Here is a 19,960-nt window from a genome sequence, read left to right on the forward strand (position 1 = left end):
GATGGGCATGGATTGCACAGGCGGCAAACAGCACCGCACAGGCAGGAACGCACGGCTCGAAAGAGCGCGCTCACGCAGACGGATGAATCGAACGGCGAAAAGGGGGAGGCGCTACGGCAGCAGCGAGGCGACTTCGTCCGTACGCACGGCAATGAAGGCGCGCGCGGAGATAGAGTTGTGACGTCGAACTGAACGGCGGGACAGGATCGTGAAGACGGACAGAAAGCGGCGGAACGCAAGGCTGCCGCTGCTGCCGTCGGCGATGGCGCCGTCAGCGCGAGGACAACTCGCCTGACTACGATTCCATCTCACCAAAGGGCCTCGGACTCTCACGATTACACTCGACTAGCGACGTTGAAAGTATTGAACGACCTGCTCGAAATTCGCACGGGGCGTTTAAAGAAACAGGACGCTGGGATGATCGCCTTGAACCGATGCGAACTGAATTCGCTGCGCCGCGAAACACCTTTGGGTGCCTCATGACGCCGGCATGACGATCGCCTGGGAACCAGCATATACGAGCCAATAAAGCCGTCAAACCCTTTTTGATAAAACATTTATCAGGGCTTTCCCGAGGGTCCGGCTAGAATCCCGCGCTGCGGGAACGTTCGTTGCGCCATTCATATTTCGGAATCCTTTCAGGGTTTTCCCCAGCGGCGCAAAGATGAAAGTGATTAGAATATTCAACACTCGCGAGCAGCGCGTTGCCCGAGTCTTGTGTTTCATTTCATCTGCTCACCCAGCGCCCGATCGTCTTCAATGTCAGAGAACCTAGCGATGTCCATAGAAGTAGCGACCCGTCTGCAATACATCCGCAAGAAGAACGGCTTGTCCCAGCGTGAACTGGCGAAACGGGCGGGAGTGACGAACGGCACGATCTCGCTGATCGAACAGAATCGTGTGAGTCCCTCGGTGGGCTCGCTGAAGAAACTGCTTGAATGCATACCCATGAGTCTTGCCGAATTCTTCACCTTCGAAGTGGAAGTGGACCGTTCGGTGGTGTCGCGCCGTGCCGACATGCCGAACCTCGGCAATGAGTCGATCGAGTTCTATCTCGCGGGTTCGAGCGTGAAAGATCGCAACATGGGCATTCTGCGCGAGGTCTATCAGCCGTTGTCGGACACGGGGCCGGAAATGCTGGAGCACGAAGGGCACGAGGGTGGGGTGGTAGTCAGCGGTCAGATCGAACTGACGGTGGACGGCACCACGTGGCTGCTCGACCCCGGTGACAGCTACTACTTCGAAAGCCGTCTTCCGCACCGTTTTCGCAATCCCAGCGCGGAGCATCTCTGCGAGATCGTGTCGGCCAATTCGCCGCCCACTTTCTAAAGACTCCGCGCCAACGCGCCTCGACTCGATTCACTGCCGCAACTCATTGCCGCAGTTCAGTGCCGCATGAAGTCGATGCGGGTTTGCGTCGAGCGCATAACATTGAGGCATCCTGATGGACAAGAAATCTCTCGCATTCTGGCAAGACAAGGCCGCTACGCTATCGATCGAAGGCCGCGCGTTTATCGACGGCCAATACCGTGATGCTGAAGGCGGCCGCACGTTCGACTGCCTGAGCCCGATCGACGGCAGGCTGCTCGCCAAAGTCGCCGACAGCGGCGCGGCCGACGTCGATGCCGCCGTTGCGGCCGCACGCCGCGCGTTCGACTCCGGCGTGTGGTCGGGCCTCAACCCGCGCCAGCGTAAAGCCGTGCTGCTGCGCTGGGCCGCGTCGATTCGCGAGCACATGGACGAACTCGCGCTGCTCGAAACGCTCGACGCCGGCAAGCCGATCGCCGACACCACCAGCGTCGACGTACCAGGCGCGGCGTATTGCGTCGAATGGTTCGCTGAAGCCATCGATAAAATCGGCGGCGAAGTCGCGCCGGCCGATCATCATCTGGTCGGACTCGTCACGCGCGAGCCGATCGGCGTGGTGGCCGCCGTCGTGCCGTGGAATTTCCCGATCCTGATGGCGTCGTGGAAATTCGGCCCGGCGTTAGCGGCGGGCAATAGCGTGGTGCTCAAGCCATCGGAGAAGTCGCCGCTCACCGCCATCCGCCTCGCGCAACTCGCACTCGAGGCAGGCATTCCCGCCGGCGTGTTCAACGTCGTGCCGGGCGCGGGCGAACCGGGCAAGCTGCTGGCGCTGCATCAGGACGTAGACTGCCTCGCCTTCACCGGCTCGACCAACGTCGGCAAGCTGATCATGCAGTACGCCGGGCAGTCGAACCTTAAACGAGTGTGGCTCGAACTCGGCGGCAAGTCGCCGAACATCGTGATGCCGGATTGCCCGGATATGGACCGCGCGGCGAATGCGGCAGCGGGTGCGATCTTCTACAACATGGGCGAAATGTGTACGGCGGGGTCGCGCCTGCTCGTGCATCGCGACATCAAGGACGTATTCGTCGACAAGCTGATCGCCGCGGCGTGCACCTATACGCCGGGCAATCCGCTCGATCCGAACACGTCGATGGGCGCGATTGTCGACAAGGTTCAGCTCGAACGCGTGCTCGGCTATATCGAGGCAGGCCGTGCCGAAGCCAAACTGCTGCTCGGTGGCGCGCGCGTGAAAGAGGAAACCGGTGGCTTCTATATCGAGCCGACCATCTTCGAGATTCCGGCTTCCGGCGCGAAGGTCGCGCGTGAGGAAATCTTCGGGCCGGTGTTGTCGGTGATCACGTTCGACACGGTGGAGGAGGCGATCAGGATCGCTAACGACAGCGAATATGGTCTCGCCGCTGCCGTCTGGACCTCGAACCTGACCACCGCGCACGAGGTGTCGCGCAAACTCCGCGCCGGCACGGTCTGGGTCAATTGCTACGACGAAGGCGGGGACATGAACTTCCCGTTCGGCGGCTACAAGCAATCGGGCAATGGCCGCGACAAGTCGCTGCATGCTTTGGAAAAATACACCGAGCTGAAGTCCACGCTCGTGCGGCTGCGCTAAAGGATTCGCGAAGCCAGCGCGGCGGCGCGTGTGATGCGCGCCGTCGCGTTCCCAATGAATCCGAAGCCGGTGTTGCGTGTGCCGCGCCGGACTGCCTAAAGGTATCAGCTCATCCATGACTGAACTCGTCTATGGCGACGGCGCGATGCGTCGCCCGTCGCTCTATGGCTCGTCGATTGAAAACACCTATGCGGGCGTGCTGTCGTTCATGCGCCGCAAGTACACACGCGAACTCGACGGCGTCGACGTCGTGGTCTCCGGCGTGCCGCTCGATCTGGCCACCACGTTTCGCCCCGGCGCGCGTCTCGGGCCCGCCGCGGTGCGCGCGGCCAGCGTGCAGTTGTCGGAGTTGCATCCGTATCCGTGGGGTTTCAATCCGTTCGACGACCTCGCCGTGACCGACTATGGCGATTGCTGGTTCGACGCGCACAATCCGCTCACGATCAAGGAGTCCATCGTCGAGCATGCGCGCACGATTCTGCGTTCGGACGCGAAGATGCTGACGCTCGGCGGCGATCACTACATCACCTATCCGCTGTTGATCGCGCACGCGGAGAAGTACGGCAGACCGCTCTCGCTGATTCATTTCGACGCCCACTGCGATACCTGGGCCGACGACAGTCCCGACAGCCTGAACCACGGCTCGATGTTCTACAAGGCGGTGAAGGATGGTCTGATCGACCCGAAGACCTCGGTGCAGATCGGCATTCGCACATGGAACGATGATTTCATGGGCATCAATATTCTCGACGCCGCATGGGTGCACGAGCATGGCGCGCGAGTGGCGGTGGAGCGGATCACGTCGATTGTGGGCGCACGTCCCGCGTATTTGACATTCGATATCGACTGTCTCGATCCGGCCTTCGCTCCCGGTACGGGGACGCCGGTGGCGGGCGGTTTGTCGTCGGCGCAGGGACTCGCGATCGTGCGCGCGCTTGGTGCGTTGAATCTGGTGGGTGCGGACGTCGTGGAAGTGGCGCCGGCTTACGACCAGAGCGAGATCACGGCGATTGCCGCGGCGCATATCGCGTGTGATCTGCTGTGTCTGTGGCGACAGCGCAAGGTTGCAAAACGCGAGGCTTAGGCGGCACCAATCGAGGCGAACCGGCTCAGCCCATTGACGACGAATGTTCGGGCCGGCGCCGGCCTTCGCGCAACCCGAGCGTATACATCACCAGCGCGCCGCTCGTCAGCGCGAGTTGCCACATCAGCATATCGCTGCCGCGCGCATTCATCGCGAAGCCCGCGACGAGCGGCCCCACGATCGAACTTGCGGTGAAAGTGAGCGACAACAGCCGCATGTTGCGTGTGAGCGCGGCCTTGTCGCTGCAAGCAGCCGCATACATGCCGAGTGTGATGAACGAACTGTTCATGCCGCCGAGCAAGAGCGCGCTCGCCGCCGCGAGCCAGGATGCGGGCGCGGCCAGCGCGAAGCCGCAGATGGCCAGTGTGCTGAGCGCGGCGCACACGATCACCGTGGCCGCGAGCCCCGCGCGATCGGCCAGCCAGCCGACCGGAAATTGCAGCGCCATGCCGCCGACCCCGAACAGCGTCAGCAACGTGGCGGTTTGCGTCGCGTTGAGGCCGTGCGAGTCGGCGACTAGCGGGAAGAGGCCGTAAAGCGCGCCGTCGCCGATACCGCCTGCCGCGATGACCACCAGGCCGAGGCTCACTAGCGGGCCGACGGCCAGGCGTCGTTGAGCGCTCTTTCTTCGCGCGGTCGGCGTTTCTTGCAAAGCTGGCGGTTTTTCATCCGATGCAGTCAGCCACAGCGGCAGCGCCGCTGCGAAAGTGAAGGCCGCGCCGGCCGCGAACGTGATGCGTCCATCGACATCGCACCACACTGCGAGCGCCGGCCCGATGACGCCCGCGGTGGCAATGAGCGCTTCGTGCACGCCTACCACGCGTCCACTCGATTCAGCGGGGACCAGACTGTAGAGCCAGGTTTCGTTGGCGATCCAGCGCAAACCGATGCCGAACCCCGTCAGCAGACCGGGCACGAGCCACAGCGGCCACGACAACGTACCCATGATGGCGAACGCCACCAGCGTGGCCAGCAAACCCAGCGACACCGTGCGTTTCGCGCCGATGCGCGCCGTCAGCCACGGCGCGATCAGCAAGCCGGTCAGCATGCCGGTCCATTGCGCGGCGGAAAAGAGGCCGGCGCGTGGCGCGTCCAGACCGCGATGGGCAAGCCACACCGGCAGCACCATGAAGCCGATGCCGAACTGGCCGACCTGCGAGAGCGCCGACACCGCGGTCAGCGCCGCGATTGCGGGCCAGCGCACCGGCGCGGCGGATTTCATGCGCTGCTCCGCGCGGGCATGGGCAGGCCCTGTTCGCGGCATTCGACCGGACAGCCGGCTTTCAGGCATGGACCGTCGTCACACAGGCGGCACAGTTGCATGGCGTGCGCGGGGTCGCGAGTCTCGTTCCACAAGATCTTGATCAGCAGGCTTTCCAGCACGTCGCGCTCGCTGTCTTCGAGCCGGCCGACTATGCGTTGCAGCATTTTGTCGCGCGCCGTTTGCAGACGCTTGGCCTCACGTTTTCCGGCCGTGGTCAAGGCAAGTGCGACAGCCCGCTTGTCAGCGCCCGCTTTTTTCTCGATGAGACCCGCCTCGACCAATCCCGCCACAGCGCGCACGGCGGCCGGATGCGACAGGTCGACCGCCTCGCGCAGCACTTCAATCGATGAATCGGGATATTGGCCAATCGCGTTGAGCATGGCGCGGGCGGTGGGGCCGGCGAGCGCGTCAACGGTGGGTTGCGCGTTCATTTCGTCCGTGACCAGCAAGGCGAGCACGCCGAGCAGATTTTCTGTGCGCTGCGTCATGGGAGAACCTCAATGTGTGCAACGTGCATATATGCATGTTGCACACATTGAAGGTGAAGCGCAAGCTGTTTTTTTAACCGCAACGCGGCGCTATTCGCAAGGCACGCGCGAAAGCGTTACTTCGCCAGCCGCGCCCGAACCGTGTATTCGCCTTCTCCGCCTTCGTCCTCGATCATGTGGGCCTTCGCGGTGTGGAAGTCGGCCGGCAACGGTTCGACCGGATAACCGCGCTTCTGCCACGCATCGAGGCCGCCCTTGAGCGCGCGGATATGATGGATATTCTTGCGATGCAACTGCTCGACGATCCGCTTAGCCGTCGCTTCGTTCGGACACACGCAGTAGACGACGATCGGCCGCTTCAGCAGCTCGGGGTCGATCGGCTCGGGCGAATCGAGATCCAGCGGCCGTGCGCCGGCGATCCGGTGCGATTCTTTTGCGCGGACGCTGCGTGGCCGCGCGTCGAAGATCAGCGGCGGCTCGTTCGACTTCATCATCTCGTCGAGCTGGTCGGGCGAAATGCGCGTATGCGCGAGCCAGCGGCGAAATTGCCAGCGGCGCACCCAGCGATACAGCAGCACGGCCACGAAGATCGCCGCGAACGCATCGAAAATCGTGCCGCCGTTGTGGCGCACGAGCAGCATCAGTTGCACAATCTCGTCGTGCAGCGCGGCGCCGCCGATCACCCATACACTCGCCCACAGCGTCGCGCCGACAAAATCCCACAGCAAAAACACGCCGACATTGATGGCCGTCGTGCCGAGCAGCGGCGCGGAGACCAGGCCGAGGCCGGGCAGGAACTTCGCAACGGTGAGGATCGGCGCGCCGTACCGTTCATAGGCATTGCGCGCGAGCCGGACCGTAGTGTCGAGCGAGAGAGAGAAGCGCACCAGGTAGTTCAGCATGCGGCGGCCGTAGGCCCGTCCGGTGAAAAACCATAGCGAGTCGGCGATCAGCGTGGCGGCGACCGCGGCGCACACCACGCTCGCATACGAGGTTTGCCCCATGGCGGCCATGGTTCCACCGAGAATCAGCATCGGCGCGGCCGGCATCGGCACGCCGAGTTGCGTGATGAGCACGCTCACGAACACGGCCCACACGCCCAGCGAGGGTGGAATAGCAACCGGAAAATGCCACACAACCGCGCTCCTGAGAATGCACTGAAGGGATTTGAAACGTCCACGCCCGGGCGGCGCATGGCAAACAGGCCGCGGATGCTCCGTTCCCGCACGACGGCGAGCGCCACGCCGCGTCGGCAGGCGGCCGCCATGGTACAAAAAAGATATGAAAAGCGGATTTAAGCACAGGTGGCAAAACGGCGCTGCGGGGAAGGCGGCATGCCGGGGCGATTGTGGCGGGATGGCGCGGAGGAGAATGCGTGGGGTCGTAGTCGGCGGCGAGACCGATGTAGCAGGCCGTTAGCCGCTGCGGGTCCCGCCGCCTTCATTTAAAGCCTCCTGCGTCTGACGCAGGATCACGAGTCGGAGGCCGGGTCGTACGGCACAACCCGTTCGTGCTCGTCCGCATGGTTGCGCGCCACGATCGCGCGCGCCGCGGTGGTCGCGTCCAGATTGAACGGCTGATGCGGCACGCCCGGCGGAATGAACAGGAAATCGCCCGGTTCGGTAATCACGGACTCCCGCAAGCCGGGTCCGTAGCGGGTTTCGATCTTGCCTTCGAGTTGGTAGATCGCAGTTTCGTAGGTGGCGTGAAAATGCGGCTCGGCATGGCCGCCCGGCGGCACCACGACCATATACATCGACAAACTCGTGCTGCCCGCGGTGCCGGCGGATATGCCGACAAAGTAAGGCAGCCGCTGCGCCGTCGCCATTTCCCGCTCGGGTCGAACCTTGACGACGGGCGCTCGCGCGTCGTGCAAAACGTCTGACATGGTCAGCTCCTGCTGAAATCCGGCCGGCGCCGGTCGTCGCGGCGCGGCTCATGCTCCCCTGAGTGCAAAGTCTAGACGATATGGGCGTCGATATCGGACCTTGTCGAGCGCGGGCATGCTGCGGCTGCGCGGCTTGCTAGAATCGTCGTCATACCCACACAGATACGACGGAGACACAGCATGGCAAAGCCTCAGCCGATCAGCCGCTACCCCGTGCCCAAACCGGATGCATGGCCGGACGACATTCGCGCGCGCATTCTCGAAGTTCAGGAGAAAGCTGGCTTCGTGCCGAACGTGTTTTTGACGCTGGCGCACCGCCCGGACGAGTTCCGCGCGTTCTTCGCCTATCACGACGCGTTGATGTTGAAAGAGGGTGGCCTCAGCAAGGGCGAGCGCGAGATGATCGTGGTCGCGACCAGCGCGATCAACCAGTGCCTGTATTGCGTGGTCGCGCACGGCGCCATTCTGCGCATCTACGAAAAGGCGCCGTTGGTGGCCGATCAGGTCGCCGTCAATCATCGCAAGGCGGATATCACGCCGCGTCAGAAGGCGATGCTCGACTTCGCGGTCAAGGTTTGCAGCGCGTCCGGCACGGTCGGCGACGCCGACTTTCAAGCGCTGCGCGACCATCGCTTTTCCGACGAAGACATCTGGGATATCGCGGCGATCACCGCGTTTTTCGGGTTATCGAACCGCATGGCCAACGTCATTTCCATGCGTCCGAACGACGAGTTCTATCTGATGGGACGTGTGCCGAAAGCCGCGGTGGAGGCGCAAAAAAAATAGCCACGCAAAGGGCGTTTCTGCTGTTGTTTGACTTAATGCCGGTGGCTGCGTCTGCGAACACCGCCGGCACACACGCTCACGCCGCCGCCGGTTCGGCTCGAAGCGCGGGCGTGCTGACGGTAGTGTCGTCGATCGGAAAGTGCAGCATGGCGGCGACGAGGCCCGCGACGACCGTCGCTTCCCACAGCAGCGAATACGAGCCCGTCAGATCGAACACCAGACCGCCGAGCCACGCGCCGAGAAAGGAGCCGATCTGATGGCTCAGAAAGCAAACCCCAAACAGGCTGCCGAGATGGCGCGTGCCGAACACTTTCGCGACCAGTCCACTCGTGAGCGGCACGGTGCCGAGCCAGGTCAGACCCATCACGGCCGCGAAGACCACTACCGACGCGGGGCTTTTCGGCAGTAGAAAGAACGCGCCGATCGTCACGCTGCGAATCACGTAAAGCCAGCCGAGCACATAGTGCTGCCGGAAGCGGCCGCCCAGCCAGCCGCACGCCCAACTGCCCGCCATGTTGAACAGGCCGATCAGCGCGAGCGCGGTGGCGCCGAGTCCGACCGGCATATGGCAAAGCGACAGATATTCGGGCAGATGCGTGGCGATGAAGGCAAGCTGGAACCCGCAAGTGAAGAAACCGAGCGACAGCAGCCGGTACCCGCGATGCCCGGCCGCTTGACCCAGCACCTTGCGAAGCGGCGCGGCGGGCGTTTCCTGAACGGGCGTGCCGACCCGTGCGCGCCGGTCGAGCACCATGCCGAGCGGGGCGATCAGCAGCATCAGGAAAGCCAGGACGAAGAGCGACGTCGCGATGCCCGAACTGAGCCGGATACCTTGTACGAGCGGCACCATCAGCACCTGGCCCGCGGAGCCGCCGGCGCTCACGAGCCCCATCGCCATGCTGCGTTTTTCCGGCGAAGCGATGCGGCCGACCGCCGGCAGCACCACGCCGAAGGTCGTGCAACTCACGCCGATGCCCACCAGCAGTCCCATGCCGACGATCAGCATGGCGCCGCTGGGCGCCACGGCCGCGAGGCCGAGCCCCGCCGCGAACGTGGTCGCGCCGAATGCGACCACCGGCGCCGAGCCGTAGCGATCCGCGGCGGCGCCGGCGAACGGCTGCGCGAAACCCCACACGAGATTGTGCAGCGCGATCGCGAACGCGATCAGCGTGACCGGTAAGCCGCGGTCGAACGAGAACGGTCCGATGAAGAGGCCGAAGGTCTGCCGGATGCCCATCGCGGCGCTCAGAATGAGCGCGCCGGCGAGGATCACTAGCGTCGTCTGATTGAAGGCTGGGGCGAAGCGTTTGCTGTCGGCGGTGGACATGGTTCTGATCTCCTTCGACATATGGTCGCAGCGAGCGTCAGAAGCGGCAAAAGATAAGTTTTCGACGACAGGTGAGCGTGACTCACCTGTGTGAACGGACATGCGGTTTAGTTGGCGGCGCTTTGCAGTGGTTGGTCGGCAGCGTTAGTGTGAGTGTCGAAGTGCTCGGCCTCGCTCACCAGCCAGCGTTTGAAATCGAAAAGCTCCGGCCGGCGATCCGCGTTTTCCGCGCTCACCAACCAGTAGGCCGTGGTGGACGCGATCGTCGCCGCGCAAGTTTGCACCAGCGTGCCGTTGTCGATGTCGCGATCCACCAGCGGCCGTCTGCCGAGCGCGACGCCGAGGCCCATTGCCGCGGCTTCGAAGGCAAGCTGGATCGTGTCGACACGCAGGCCCGCGGTGGTATCGATGCCTTCGGTGCCGGTCGCATCGAGCCATGCCTGCCAGTCCTCGCTGGCGGCGTTGACCTGAATGAGCGTCGCGCGACGCAGGTCCGCGTTGCCCTGCTCGTCGCGCAAATTCGCCAGATACGCGGGGCTGCATACAGGCACGAAGCGCTCGCCGAACAGCCGCGTCCACGCGGTGCCCGCGACCGGCGCCCGGCTCATGCGGACCGCGAAATCGAACCCGTCGACGGGAAAGCCGACTTGCCGATGTGAGGTGTCGACGCTCACGTTCACATTCGGCCAGCGCGCGCGGAAGCCGGCGAGGCGCGGCAGCAACCAGCGCGACGCGAACGTCGGCGCGCAACTCAGTGCGATCGGGCGATCCGCGCGGTGATTCGGCAGACGCTGCGTGCCGATGGCGATCAGCGAAAATGCTTCGGAGACGTACGACAGATAATCCGCGCCGCTCGCCGTGAGCGAGATGCCGCGCGGCTCGCGCACGAACAGTTCAACGCCGAGCGCCTGTTCCAGGCCGACAATGCCGTGGCTGATCGCGCTCGGCGTGACATTCAGTTCCGCGGCGGCGAGTTTGAAACTCTGATGCCTGCCGGCCGCTTCGAAGAAACGAAGCGCCGGCAGCGGTGGCAGACGAAGCGGCATGTTGCATCTCCATGGACGGCGCGCCCGGAGCGCGTACTGTTGCGCTAAAGGATACCTTGCCGGGCGCTTTGGGTTGCCGTTGCGGCAGGTGGGAGCGTTGCAGCAAAAAGTTTCGATCGATGCTGTCGATTTGCCGCCGTGTGATTCGTCGTGACTACATGGAGGACGAGAATGCGCTCGCGGTCGCGGCGCGCTGCTTGCGTCCTTTATCCTTTTTCCGTAACAGGAGATGGCTGATGACTGACGTATCCGCATCCGCACAAACGTTGAAGCCGGCCCGGCAACTGGCGGCCGGCACACCGAGCCGCTTTCCCGGTGAAAGCGCCGACTATCGCCGCGCGCGCAACGAATTGCTCGCCGAGGAAATCGAGTTGCGCCGCCATATCGAACGGGTCGCCGAACAGCGCCGCGCGCTGCCGCCCGGCGGCGTCGTGCCGGAAGATTACCTTTTCATGAGTGAAGCAGGCCCGGTGAAGCTATCGGACATGTTCGGCGAACACGACACGCTCGTCATCTACAACTGGATGTTCGGCCCGCAGCGCGCCCGGCCGTGTCCGATGTGCACCTCGCTGCTGAGCGCATACGACGGCGAAATGCCCGACATGCTGCAGCGCGTGGCATTTGCCATCATCGCGCGCTCGCCGATCGAGAAGCTGGTTGCGTTCAAGCAGGAGCGCGGCTGGCGGCATCTGCGGCTGTATTCGTCGGGCGGCAACACCTTCAATCGCGACTATGCGGCGGAAGATCCGGCCGGCGACGACAACCCCGCGTTCAACGTGTTCACGCGCTCGGGCGGCACGGTGCGGCACTTCTGGGCAGAGGAGATGGGACCGTCGACTGCGGACCCCGGGCAGGATCCACGCGGCGCGCCGGACGTGATGCCCATCTGGACCGTGCTCGATATGACGCCGGGCGGGCGCGGCACGGATTGGTATCCGAAGCTCGAATACGAGAACGCGGCGCGTTAAGCACCGTGGTGGAGGCGGCGAGGTGCCGCGCCGCCCGCACATCGCGGAAGAAGTGCCGGCGTTATTCGATCCCGATGGCCGCTATGGCCGCTGGAATATGACGGTCATTGCGGTCTATGCGTTCGGCGTGCTGATCCAGATGCCGTTCATCGCGACGAGCTTCTAAACGGGCGCATTGGTGGAATCGTTGGGCGGCGTCGATATTTCGTGGATTGTCGGGCTGGCCGCGCCCGCGTTGCTGTACTACTTCGCCGCGCGCGTCAAAGGCACTGACATTCCCGAGCAGATGATCTTGCCGCGTGAATTCGGCGGCGCGGACAGCGTGGGGCAATAGAGAGCAGGCGGACAAGACGGGGCGATCGACTACGGCAGCATTTGCACAGCGTAGTCGTGCCCCTGCGCCGTTTGCAGATACGCGGCAATTGCGCTCGCCCGCATCGGCCGGCTGAACAGATAACCCTGCACCGCGCGTGCGCCAAGCACCTTGACGACCTCGACCTGCGATGCCGTCTCGAGTCCTTCCACCACGCATTCGAGTCCAAGGTTGCGGCACAGGTCGAGTACCGACTTGACGATCTTCTTCGACGCGCTGTTGGTATCCACGTCCGTCATGAAGCTGCGGTCGATCTTGATCGTATCGAAGGGCAGGCGGTGCACGTAGCTGAGGCTCGAATAACCGGTACCGAAGTCGTCGAGCGATACGCGGCAGCCGGCTTTCTTGATCATGGTGAGCGAACTGCGGGCCTGTTCGAAATCGCGCGTGACGGCGGTCTCGGTAATTTCGAACGACACGCGATGCGGCGGCACACCGCTAGCCAACACGATATCGATCAGCCGGCGGGCGCGCGCGGAAGTGCAGATATCGATCGCCGACAGATTGAACGAGAGATAAAGCTCGCACGGCCAGCGCGCGGCTTCGTCGAGCGCTTTATGCAGCAGCACCTCCGTGATGCGCAGAATCAGTTCGGTGCGCTCGGCAATCCGAATGAATTCTTCCGGCCTCACGGCGCCCAGCCTGGCGTTATGCCAGCGGCCGAGCGCTTCCATGCCGAGGGTGCGTTGCGTCACCACGTCGTAAATGGGCTGAAATTCCAGAAACAGTTCCGACTCGAGGTCCGCGTGACGGAGTTCCTGGGTCACGAGACTCGAACGCCGGATGCGGGTTTCATGTTCAGTCGAGAAGATGACCGGCGTGCCGCGCCGGCTTTCCTTGCCGACGTACAGCGCCGCGTCGGCGCGTTCGAACACCTGCGCCACCGTCGTGCCGGCCTCGGGAAACGCGGCCCAGCCGATCGTGCCCGACAACTCGGCGACATTGCCGGCGACCCGGTACGGCTGACCGAGCGCCTCACAGATGCGCTCGCCCAACTCGACGAGCGTCTCGTCCGTCAGCTTGTGCTGCGCCAGCACGCCGAATTCGTCGCCGCCGAGCCGTGCGAAGAAAATGCCGGGCTCGGCAAGCGCCAGCAACCGCGAGCCGACTTCCTGGAGGACGAGGTCGCCGCTGGCGTGGCCGTAGATATCGTTGACCTGTTTGAAACCGTCCAGATCGATCAGTCCGACATTGAAGCCGCTACTTGTGCCGATCGCCTGTTCGGACAACGCGCGCAACGAGGCGAAGAAACTGCGCCGGTTAGGCAGGTCCGTCAAACTGTCGATGCTTGCGAGCCGGAAGTTGTCGTCGCTCAGGCGCTGCGTCTTCTGCTGACTCGCCTGCAATTCGCGCTGGGCATGCACCACATCGGCAAAGGTCCGGCAATACAGCTGAATGATGAAGGCGAGCGCAACGCCGACGAGGGTCATGTCGACAGCCATCGCAATGAATACCGGATAGCCTGTGAACACCAGAAACATCGAAAAGCTTAGGATGACGATCGACAGCAGCAGCATGGCCGCCGCGCGCAGGTGCATCAGGCAGAACACGCAGCCGACCAGCGTGGTCGCCATATAAAACGCCACCTGGGTCTGTTCATACGCGGTGCCGTAGGGAAAAAGGAACAACGACCAGGCGCTGAATGCGACCGCGAAGAGGCCCGCAAGCCAGGTCAGTTTGCGCAGTTCGGGCACCGCTTTGTCGAGAGTCAGGACGCGGTGCCGAAGACGCCACCAGCGTATGCACCGGATGATGCACAGGGTGCACAGCGCCCCGGGAAAGTAGATCGACAGCCAGGCCGGCGCGCAGTTCACGTGCGTGATGGCGACGGCCGCCGTATTGACGAGCAGGATGAAATAGAGAAGCGGGACCTGGTGGCCGAATGCTTCGAGCTGCGAACGTACGAGCTCGGGGTCGCGATCCGCGACCGACAGCGCCTCCCTCAATTTAGCTAACAGAATCATCCCCGTCCCTTAAACGTTTGCGCAGCACACGCAGCTTTGTATATCGGCAGGACCGATGGGACCTTGAGGGCGGGTCACATAGAAATCGATTGCTGTGCGAATGAACGGTAAGGACGACCGGGCTGGAGTGCTTCGTACGTCATTTGTGCCGTGTCCAGACGACTAAAGTGACAGGTTCGCCGAGTCAAAGGGCCGGGCACGAGAGCACGCGTTGCGGCGCGAGCGTCGTGCCGGGTTGGCCATTCTGCGCCGGCGTGCCTTGCGGCGGTGTGGAGACGAGCCGCACGCTGTTTGCACCGGCATCCGCCAGCACATATTTTTCCGCGCTGTTCTCGGGCTGCCAATAGGCCCGGAAAACGCCGCCGTCGGCGAAAACCAGCAGCTTGCCGTGCACCGTTGCGGCGCCGCTGACGAGGTCGACCGGCTCGCCGTCACGTATCTGAAAGCTCTGCGGTGCGGGTGAATTTGCCGTGCCGACGAGCGTGGCGCAGCTTTTCTCGTCCGCTGCGAGGGCCGCGCAGGACGTCACGGCGAGCAGTGCACATGTTGCAATATGGCGAAATTTCATTTTTTTATTCCCTCCCGGATTCTTTATTTAGCGCCGCCCCGCCTGACAAATACCGAGCCTCCCGATCCACCATAACATAGTAAAAAAGCCCGCCGGTAGTGGCTTGCGACGCGCTAAAGCATTGAAATTGCAACGGATTGTGATAACGCGAAAACCCGTATCTAGCCGAAGAAGCGGCCAAGGGCGTGATTCTTATGGCACTTTGCCGGAAAAAATCGTCAAATTGCCTGTGGGCGGGTGATACAAGGCTTACACCCAAGGTTTGCGCGAACCCGCGCCTATGCGTTAGTGTGTCGGTCCCGGCGCAACAGATGTGGCGCCGGTTCCATGATTACCATACGGGAAGTGCTATGAACAAACAGGAACTGATTGATGCAGTCGCCGCAGCGACGGGCGAAAGCAAAGCGGCCACCGGCCAAACCATCGACGCGATCGTCGAAGCGGTGACCAAAGCCGTGGTGGGTGGCGATACGGTGCAACTGGTCGGTTTCGGTTCTTTCTCGACTGGCGCGCGCGCAGCACGCGTGGGCCGCAATCCGTCGACGGGTGCCGAGATCCAGATCGCGGCTGCCAAGACGGTGAAGTTCACCGCTGGCAAGGCGTTCAAGGAAGCTGTCAACGCGTCGTAATGCAACGCGCTTCGCGCCGGAGCATCCACGCGCGCTGCCATGGCGCACGGCGAGCGATGTATCGGGCGTGAGGAATCACGCGCTGCCCAACCCCGGTAAGGTGGACCGATCGGCGGATGGTGCGGCGCGTGTGTTTTGTACTCTCCCCCAAGGGGCTTCCTCGGGGGCGTGCTCGACGCGGCGTTTGCGGCCCGCCGCGCGCTCAGCCCGCGCGACGTTTGCGGGTGGCCTCGGCGAGTGTTTCGAGCGCCGGCTCGGTCTGCGCCCAACTCACGCAGGCATCCGTGATCGACACGCCGTGACGCAACGGCACACCTGGCTTCAGATCCTGACGGCCTTCTTCCAGATGACTTTCCAGCATGACGCCGATAATGCGGCGCTCGCGCTGCGACAGTTGCTGCGCCAGATCCTGCACCACCTCCAGCTGACGCAAATGCGACTTGCCGGAGTTCGCATGCGAACAGTCGACCATGACCTGCTCGCGCAAACCCGCTGATTTGAGCGCCGCGCAGGTGGCTTCCACCGACGCGCTGTCGTAGTTCGGCCCTTTCTTGCCGCCGCGCAGGATCACGTGCGCGTCGTCATTGCCGCGCGTTTCGAAGATCGCGGCCATGCCCATTTTCGTCATGCCCATGAACGCGTGGCTCGCGCGTGCGGCGACGATCGCGTCCGCGGCGATCTGCACGCCGCCGTCCGTGCCGTTCTTGAAACCGATCGGGCAGCTCAGTCCCGAAGCCAGCTGACGATGGCTCTGGCTCTCCGTCGTGCGCGCGCCGATGGCGCCCCACGCGATCAGATCGGCGATGTACTGCGGGCTCAGCAGATCGAGAAACTCGGTGGCCGTGGACAAGCCAAGACCGTTGATGTCGAGCAGCAGTTGCCGCGCAAGACGCAGACCTTCGTTGATGCGGAAACTGCCGTCCAGACGCGGATCGTTGATATAGCCTTTCCAGCCGACCGTGGTGCGCGGCTTCTCGAAGTAGACCCGCATGACGATCAGCAAGTCGTCTTTGTAGGTGTCGGCGGCGACTTTCAGTTTGTGCGCGTATTCGATTGCCTGGTCGTGGTCGTGAATCGAACACGGTCCGACGATCATCACGAGCCGGTCGTCGCGGCCATGCAGAATGTCGGCGATTTCCGCGCGGGTCTTTTCGACCAGCGTCTGCACCGAAGGCGGTACGGGCAACTCGTCCTGCAGCAGGGCAGGGGAAATCAGTGGACGGACCGCGCCGATCCGAACGTCGTCGATGCGCGTGGTGTCCTGGGTGGCGTCGGCCGAGCCGACTTCCTGATCGTGCAAAGGATTGTCGATGGCGCTCAAAATATTCTCCCGGACCTTGGTGATGAAGCGGCCTCGCGGCCTGACTGCGTGTGTGTGGGTGCGTCGATTGTGCTTGTCTTCGCTGCCGGGATTATGACACTCGCGCCATGCGGCCGGGAGCCGCGTGTCAGAGCCGTTTGATCAGCGCCATGGCGGCCGCCGGATTACGTTCCTTGAAGCCGCTGATCACGTAGAGATAGACATCGCGCGCGGCGGCTTTCGCGGGTGCCTCCGCGGAGGTTTCCAGGTCGTCCGGTGTGATGCCTGCCGCCAGTTGCCGCGCGCGTTCGGCCCACGCGTCGAGCGCTTTGGTCGAATAGCCTTTGGCCTGTTTGTCCGTGGTGCCCATGATGCGGGCGTACACGAAGGGCGCAGTGATGTCGGCGATCTGTGGGTATTCACTGTCGCCGGCGAGGACGATGGCAACTTTGTATTTGCGGGCCAGCGCGATGAAGTCCGGCGTCTTGAAGGTGTCGTTGCGGACTTCGATCGCATGCCTGAGCTTCTGGCCTTCGATACTGGCCGGCAGTAACTTCAGAAACGCTTCGAAGTCTTCCTTGTCGAATTTCTTGGTGGGCGCGAATTGCCAGTTGACTGGACCGAGCTTCTGTTTGAGCAGCAGCACTCCGCTGCCGAAGAAGCGTTCAATCGTTTCGCCCGCGTCGGCGAGCACTTTTCTATTGGTCGCGTAACGCGGCGCCTTCAGCGAAAAGACGAAATCGTCCGGGGTTTCCTGGTACCACTTTTCATAGCTCGCCGGTTTTTGCAAACCGTAAAACGTGCCGTTGATTTCAATCGATGTGAGGTTCCTGCTCGCGTATTCGAGTTCGCGACTTTGCGTGAGGTCGGACGGGTAGAAGGTTCCGCGCCAGGGCGCGTAGGTCCAGCCGCCTATGCCGATGCGGATGTTCGAGGTTTTTGCGGTCTTTGAGGTCTTTGTCGTCTTTTCGGCTGGTTCTTTCGGCACTTGGCTTCTCCATCTGACTTCGCGCGGGGAAGCAGTAGATTAGCCGTTTTTTCGTCGTAGAACCGAAGTGCACAGCTACGAAATTGCGGCCGCTATTCGCCGCCGTCAACAGGTGTATCCGTTGCTTCGCGTGTAGCCTTCTCGAACCGACGGTTTGCCTCCGCCACCTCCACCCTGAACTGCTGCAACGCGCTCACCGCGAGATCCGGCGGTGTCAGCGCGGCCCACAGTACGTCGATCAACTGATCCGCCGTGGCATCGATATCGATGTGCCGGTTTGCGAGCGTGGCATCCCACAGCACATGCTCCATCGGCCCGAACACCATCGAGCGCAACAGGCGCAACGGCATGTCGGCACGAATCTGCCCGCTCTCCTGGCCTTGCGCCAGCACGCGCATCAACGGCGCGGTATAGCGGCGCTGCAACTCGGTGAGCGCCTCGCTCAGCTCATGGTGCCGCGCCCTGCCTTCGGACAACACCAGCGCGCAGAGATCCGTGCCGTTCACCAGCATCAACCGCAAGTGCGTGCGAACGATGAATGCAAACTGCTGGCGCACATTGCCGTCGCGCGGCAAGCCGGATTCGATCGCTTCGATGATCTCGTCGTACCAGTCGCCGATCACCCGCGCGCACAGCTCGCGCTTGCCGCGGAAATAGCTGAACACGGTCGCCTCGGAAATGCCGAGGCGCTGCGCGATTTCGGCGGTGGTTGCGCGCTCGTAGCCCTTTTCGGAGAACACGTCGCGCCCCGCCTGAAGAATCTCCTTCACGCGTTGCTGCGACTTGCGCCCGGCCGGCTGGCGGCGCGACGCGGGTAACTCGGCCTTCGTGGCAACCGTCATATGAGTCCAGTTCAGATTTGTGAGGCTTATTGCGTCCACGTAGGCGCGGATCGAGCCTGATGAGTGCGATGCTATCACGCCATAGTGATGTTGTAGGCGGTCGCTTCAGTTTCTGAGTAACACTCAAAAATACCTATTGACGCTTACGTAAATCTAGCGTGAAATGCGCCTTGAACGTTTCGCGCCTCGCGCGTGACGACAGCGTCGGCCCACAAGGCCGCCGCCGTCCGCCGAGCCGCAACCGGACCGGCCGGCGCCCACCCAAGGCCGGCCGCCAACGAACTCTGGAGACACAGCAATGAGCAACCTGCCCGGTTTGCAATTCCCGCTCGGCGAAGAAATCGAAATGCTGCGCGACAGCATTGCGGGATTCGCTGCCAAAGAGATCGCCCCGCGTGCCGCGGAAATCGATCGCACGGATCAGTTTCCCATGGACCTGTGGCGCAAGTTCGGCGATCTGGGCGTGCTCGGCATGACGGTCTCGGAAGAATACGGCGGCGCGAACATGGGCTACACGGCGCACATGATCGCCATGGAGGAGATCTCGCGCGCGTCGGCCTCGGTCGGTCTCTCTTACGGCGCGCATTCGAATCTGTGCGTCAACCAGATTCATCGCAACGGCACGGAAGCGCAAAAACAGAAGTATCTGCCCAAGCTCGTTTCGGGCGAGCACGTCGGCGCGCTCGCCATGAGCGAGCCGAACGCCGGCTCGGACGTGGTCAGCATGAAGCTGCGCGCCGAGAAGAAGGGCGATCACTACGTGCTCAACGGCACCAAGATGTGGATCACCAACGGCCCGGATTGCGACACGCTGGTGGTCTACGCAAAAACCGATCCCGAAGCGAATTCGCGCGGCATTACCGCGTTTATCGTCGAGAAGGGCATGAAGGGTTTCTCCGTTGCGCAGAAGCTCGACAAGCTCGGCATGCGCGGCTCGCATACCGGCGAACTCGTGTTCCAGGACGTGGAAGTGCCGGAAGAAAACATTCTCGGCCAGTTGAACGGCGGCGCGAAGGTGCTGATGAGCGGTCTCGACTACGAACGCGCCGTGCTCGCGGGCGGCCCGACCGGCATCATGGTCGCCGTCATGGACGCGGTCGTGCCGTATATCCACGACCGCAAGCAGTTCGGCCAGTCGATCGGCGAATTCCAGCTCATTCAGGGCAAGGTGGCCGATCTCTACACCACGTTGCAGGCGTGCCGCGCGTATCTCTACGCGGTGGGCCGCCAACTCGACACGCTCGGCAAGGAACACGTGCGCCAGGTCCGTAAAGACTGCGCGGGCGTGATTCTCTACACGGCCGAAAAGGCCACGTGGATGGCGGGCGAGGCGATCCAGATTCTCGGCGGCAATGGCTACATCAACGAGTATCCGGTCGGCCGCTTGTGGCGCGATGCGAAGCTCTATGAAATCGGCGCCGGTACGAGCGAAATCCGCCGCATGCTGATCGGCCGCGAGTTGTTCGCCGAAACGGCATGAGCGCCATGGCCCGAAGCGAATAAGAAG

General features: G+C 63.0%; 19 protein-coding genes and 1 pseudogene. 8 read left to right on the forward strand and 12 right to left on the reverse strand.

The genetic code is table 11. The features are described from left to right. Window positions 1-111: 111 nt before the first annotated feature. Window positions 112-333, reverse strand: coding sequence for a hypothetical protein (locus B0G75_RS41170; RefSeq protein ID WP_370577238.1), 222 nt, complete (start codon window positions 331-333; stop codon window positions 112-114). Between the two features lie 444 nt (window positions 334-777). Between B0G75_RS41170 and B0G75_RS05220 the strand changes: the two genes are divergently transcribed. The 3 genes from B0G75_RS05220 to speB all read left to right on the forward strand — a co-directional run bounded on the left by B0G75_RS05220 (window position 778) and on the right by speB (window position 4,022). Next, window positions 778-1,329: a cupin domain-containing protein gene (locus tag B0G75_RS05220; RefSeq protein WP_106301351.1), complete on the forward strand. Its 552-nt coding sequence runs from the start codon at window positions 778-780 to the stop codon at window positions 1,327-1,329. Window positions 1,330-1,444: 115 nt separating this feature from the next. Then, on the forward strand, window positions 1,445-2,938 hold the full coding sequence (locus tag B0G75_RS05225; protein WP_106301354.1) for an aldehyde dehydrogenase: 1,494 nt from the start codon (window positions 1,445-1,447) through the stop codon (window positions 2,936-2,938). Window positions 2,939-3,053: 115 nt separating this feature from the next. After that, complete coding sequence (gene speB, locus B0G75_RS05230; protein ID WP_106301357.1) at window positions 3,054-4,022, forward strand: agmatinase; 969 nt, start codon at window positions 3,054-3,056, stop codon at window positions 4,020-4,022. Between the two features lie 25 nt (window positions 4,023-4,047). Here the strand turns inward: speB and B0G75_RS05235 are convergent, their stop codons facing one another. From B0G75_RS05235 to B0G75_RS05250, 4 genes are all read right to left on the reverse strand, one after another. Continuing rightward, on the reverse strand, window positions 4,048-5,244 hold the full coding sequence (locus tag B0G75_RS05235; protein WP_106301360.1) for an MFS transporter: 1,197 nt from the start codon (window positions 5,242-5,244) through the stop codon (window positions 4,048-4,050). Beyond that, window positions 5,241-5,774, reverse strand: a complete 534-nt coding sequence (locus B0G75_RS05240; protein ID WP_106301362.1) for a MarR family winged helix-turn-helix transcriptional regulator — start codon at window positions 5,772-5,774, stop codon at window positions 5,241-5,243. Before B0G75_RS05240 ends, B0G75_RS05235 begins: the two co-directional genes overlap by 4 nt. A gap of 116 nt (window positions 5,775-5,890) precedes the next feature. Continuing rightward, window positions 5,891-6,910, reverse strand: coding sequence for a VTT domain-containing protein (locus tag B0G75_RS05245; protein WP_106301365.1), 1,020 nt, complete (start codon window positions 6,908-6,910; stop codon window positions 5,891-5,893). Window positions 6,911-7,245: 335 nt separating this feature from the next. Beyond that, the gene (locus B0G75_RS05250; RefSeq protein WP_106301368.1) at window positions 7,246-7,662 is read right to left on the reverse strand and encodes a cupin domain-containing protein; all 417 of its coding nucleotides are present in this window, start codon (window positions 7,660-7,662) and stop codon (window positions 7,246-7,248) included. Window positions 7,663-7,842: 180 nt separating this feature from the next. Between B0G75_RS05250 and B0G75_RS05255 the strand changes: the two genes are divergently transcribed. Then, on the forward strand, window positions 7,843-8,448 hold the full coding sequence (locus B0G75_RS05255; RefSeq protein ID WP_106301371.1) for a peroxidase-related enzyme: 606 nt from the start codon (window positions 7,843-7,845) through the stop codon (window positions 8,446-8,448). 76 nt (window positions 8,449-8,524) lie between these two features. Here the strand turns inward: B0G75_RS05255 and B0G75_RS05260 are convergent, their stop codons facing one another. After that, window positions 8,525-9,775, reverse strand: a complete 1,251-nt coding sequence (locus B0G75_RS05260; RefSeq protein ID WP_106301374.1) for an MFS transporter — start codon at window positions 9,773-9,775, stop codon at window positions 8,525-8,527. A 107-nt stretch (window positions 9,776-9,882) separates the two neighbouring features. Then, window positions 9,883-10,821 (reverse strand): LysR substrate-binding domain-containing protein, encoded by a 939-nt coding sequence (locus tag B0G75_RS05265; protein ID WP_106301376.1) that lies wholly within the window; start codon window positions 10,819-10,821, stop codon window positions 9,883-9,885. Window positions 10,822-11,057: 236 nt separating this feature from the next. On the opposite strand from B0G75_RS05265, the gene B0G75_RS05270 reads away from it, so the two are divergent. Next, window positions 11,058-11,789, forward strand: a complete 732-nt coding sequence (locus B0G75_RS05270; RefSeq protein ID WP_106301379.1) for a DUF899 family protein — start codon at window positions 11,058-11,060, stop codon at window positions 11,787-11,789. Window positions 11,790-11,838: 49 nt separating this feature from the next. Further along, window positions 11,839-12,123, forward strand: a pseudogene (locus tag B0G75_RS41175) (cytosine permease); the annotation flags it as partial. Window positions 12,124-12,152: 29 nt separating this feature from the next. Here B0G75_RS41175 and B0G75_RS05280 read toward each other — a convergent pair. Together B0G75_RS05280 and B0G75_RS05285 are read right to left on the reverse strand one after the other, a co-directional pair. Then, entirely contained in the window at window positions 12,153-14,126 is a 1,974-nt protein-coding gene (locus tag B0G75_RS05280; protein WP_106301381.1) for a bifunctional diguanylate cyclase/phosphodiesterase, read from the reverse strand. A 184-nt stretch (window positions 14,127-14,310) separates the two neighbouring features. After that, entirely contained in the window at window positions 14,311-14,694 is a 384-nt protein-coding gene (locus B0G75_RS05285; protein WP_106301384.1) for a hypothetical protein, read from the reverse strand. Between the two features lie 350 nt (window positions 14,695-15,044). Here B0G75_RS05285 and B0G75_RS05290 point away from each other — a divergent pair, with 350 nt between their 5' ends. Then, window positions 15,045-15,323 (forward strand): HU family DNA-binding protein, encoded by a 279-nt coding sequence (locus B0G75_RS05290; RefSeq protein ID WP_006049832.1) that lies wholly within the window; start codon window positions 15,045-15,047, stop codon window positions 15,321-15,323. A gap of 202 nt (window positions 15,324-15,525) precedes the next feature. On the opposite strand, the gene B0G75_RS05295 is transcribed toward B0G75_RS05290, so the two are convergent. The 3 genes from B0G75_RS05295 to B0G75_RS05305 all read right to left on the reverse strand — a co-directional run bounded on the left by B0G75_RS05295 (window position 15,526) and on the right by B0G75_RS05305 (window position 18,453). Continuing rightward, a complete protein-coding gene (locus tag B0G75_RS05295; RefSeq protein ID WP_106301387.1) occupies window positions 15,526-16,644 on the reverse strand; it encodes a 3-deoxy-7-phosphoheptulonate synthase in 1,119 nt (372 codons plus the stop codon). 127 nt (window positions 16,645-16,771) lie between these two features. Next, window positions 16,772-17,611: a DUF72 domain-containing protein gene (locus tag B0G75_RS05300; protein ID WP_106301390.1), complete on the reverse strand. Its 840-nt coding sequence runs from the start codon at window positions 17,609-17,611 to the stop codon at window positions 16,772-16,774. A 92-nt stretch (window positions 17,612-17,703) separates the two neighbouring features. After that, window positions 17,704-18,453, reverse strand: a complete 750-nt coding sequence (locus tag B0G75_RS05305) for a TetR/AcrR family transcriptional regulator (protein WP_106301393.1) — start codon at window positions 18,451-18,453, stop codon at window positions 17,704-17,706. A gap of 298 nt (window positions 18,454-18,751) precedes the next feature. Here B0G75_RS05305 and B0G75_RS05310 point away from each other — a divergent pair, with 298 nt between their 5' ends. After that, window positions 18,752-19,933 (forward strand): isovaleryl-CoA dehydrogenase, encoded by a 1,182-nt coding sequence (locus B0G75_RS05310; protein ID WP_012426567.1) that lies wholly within the window; start codon window positions 18,752-18,754, stop codon window positions 19,931-19,933. Window positions 19,934-19,960: the final 27 nt, after the last annotated feature.

The organism is Paraburkholderia sp. BL18I3N2 (assembly GCF_003001875.1).
Classification (GTDB): domain Bacteria; phylum Pseudomonadota; class Gammaproteobacteria; order Burkholderiales; family Burkholderiaceae; genus Paraburkholderia; species Paraburkholderia phytofirmans.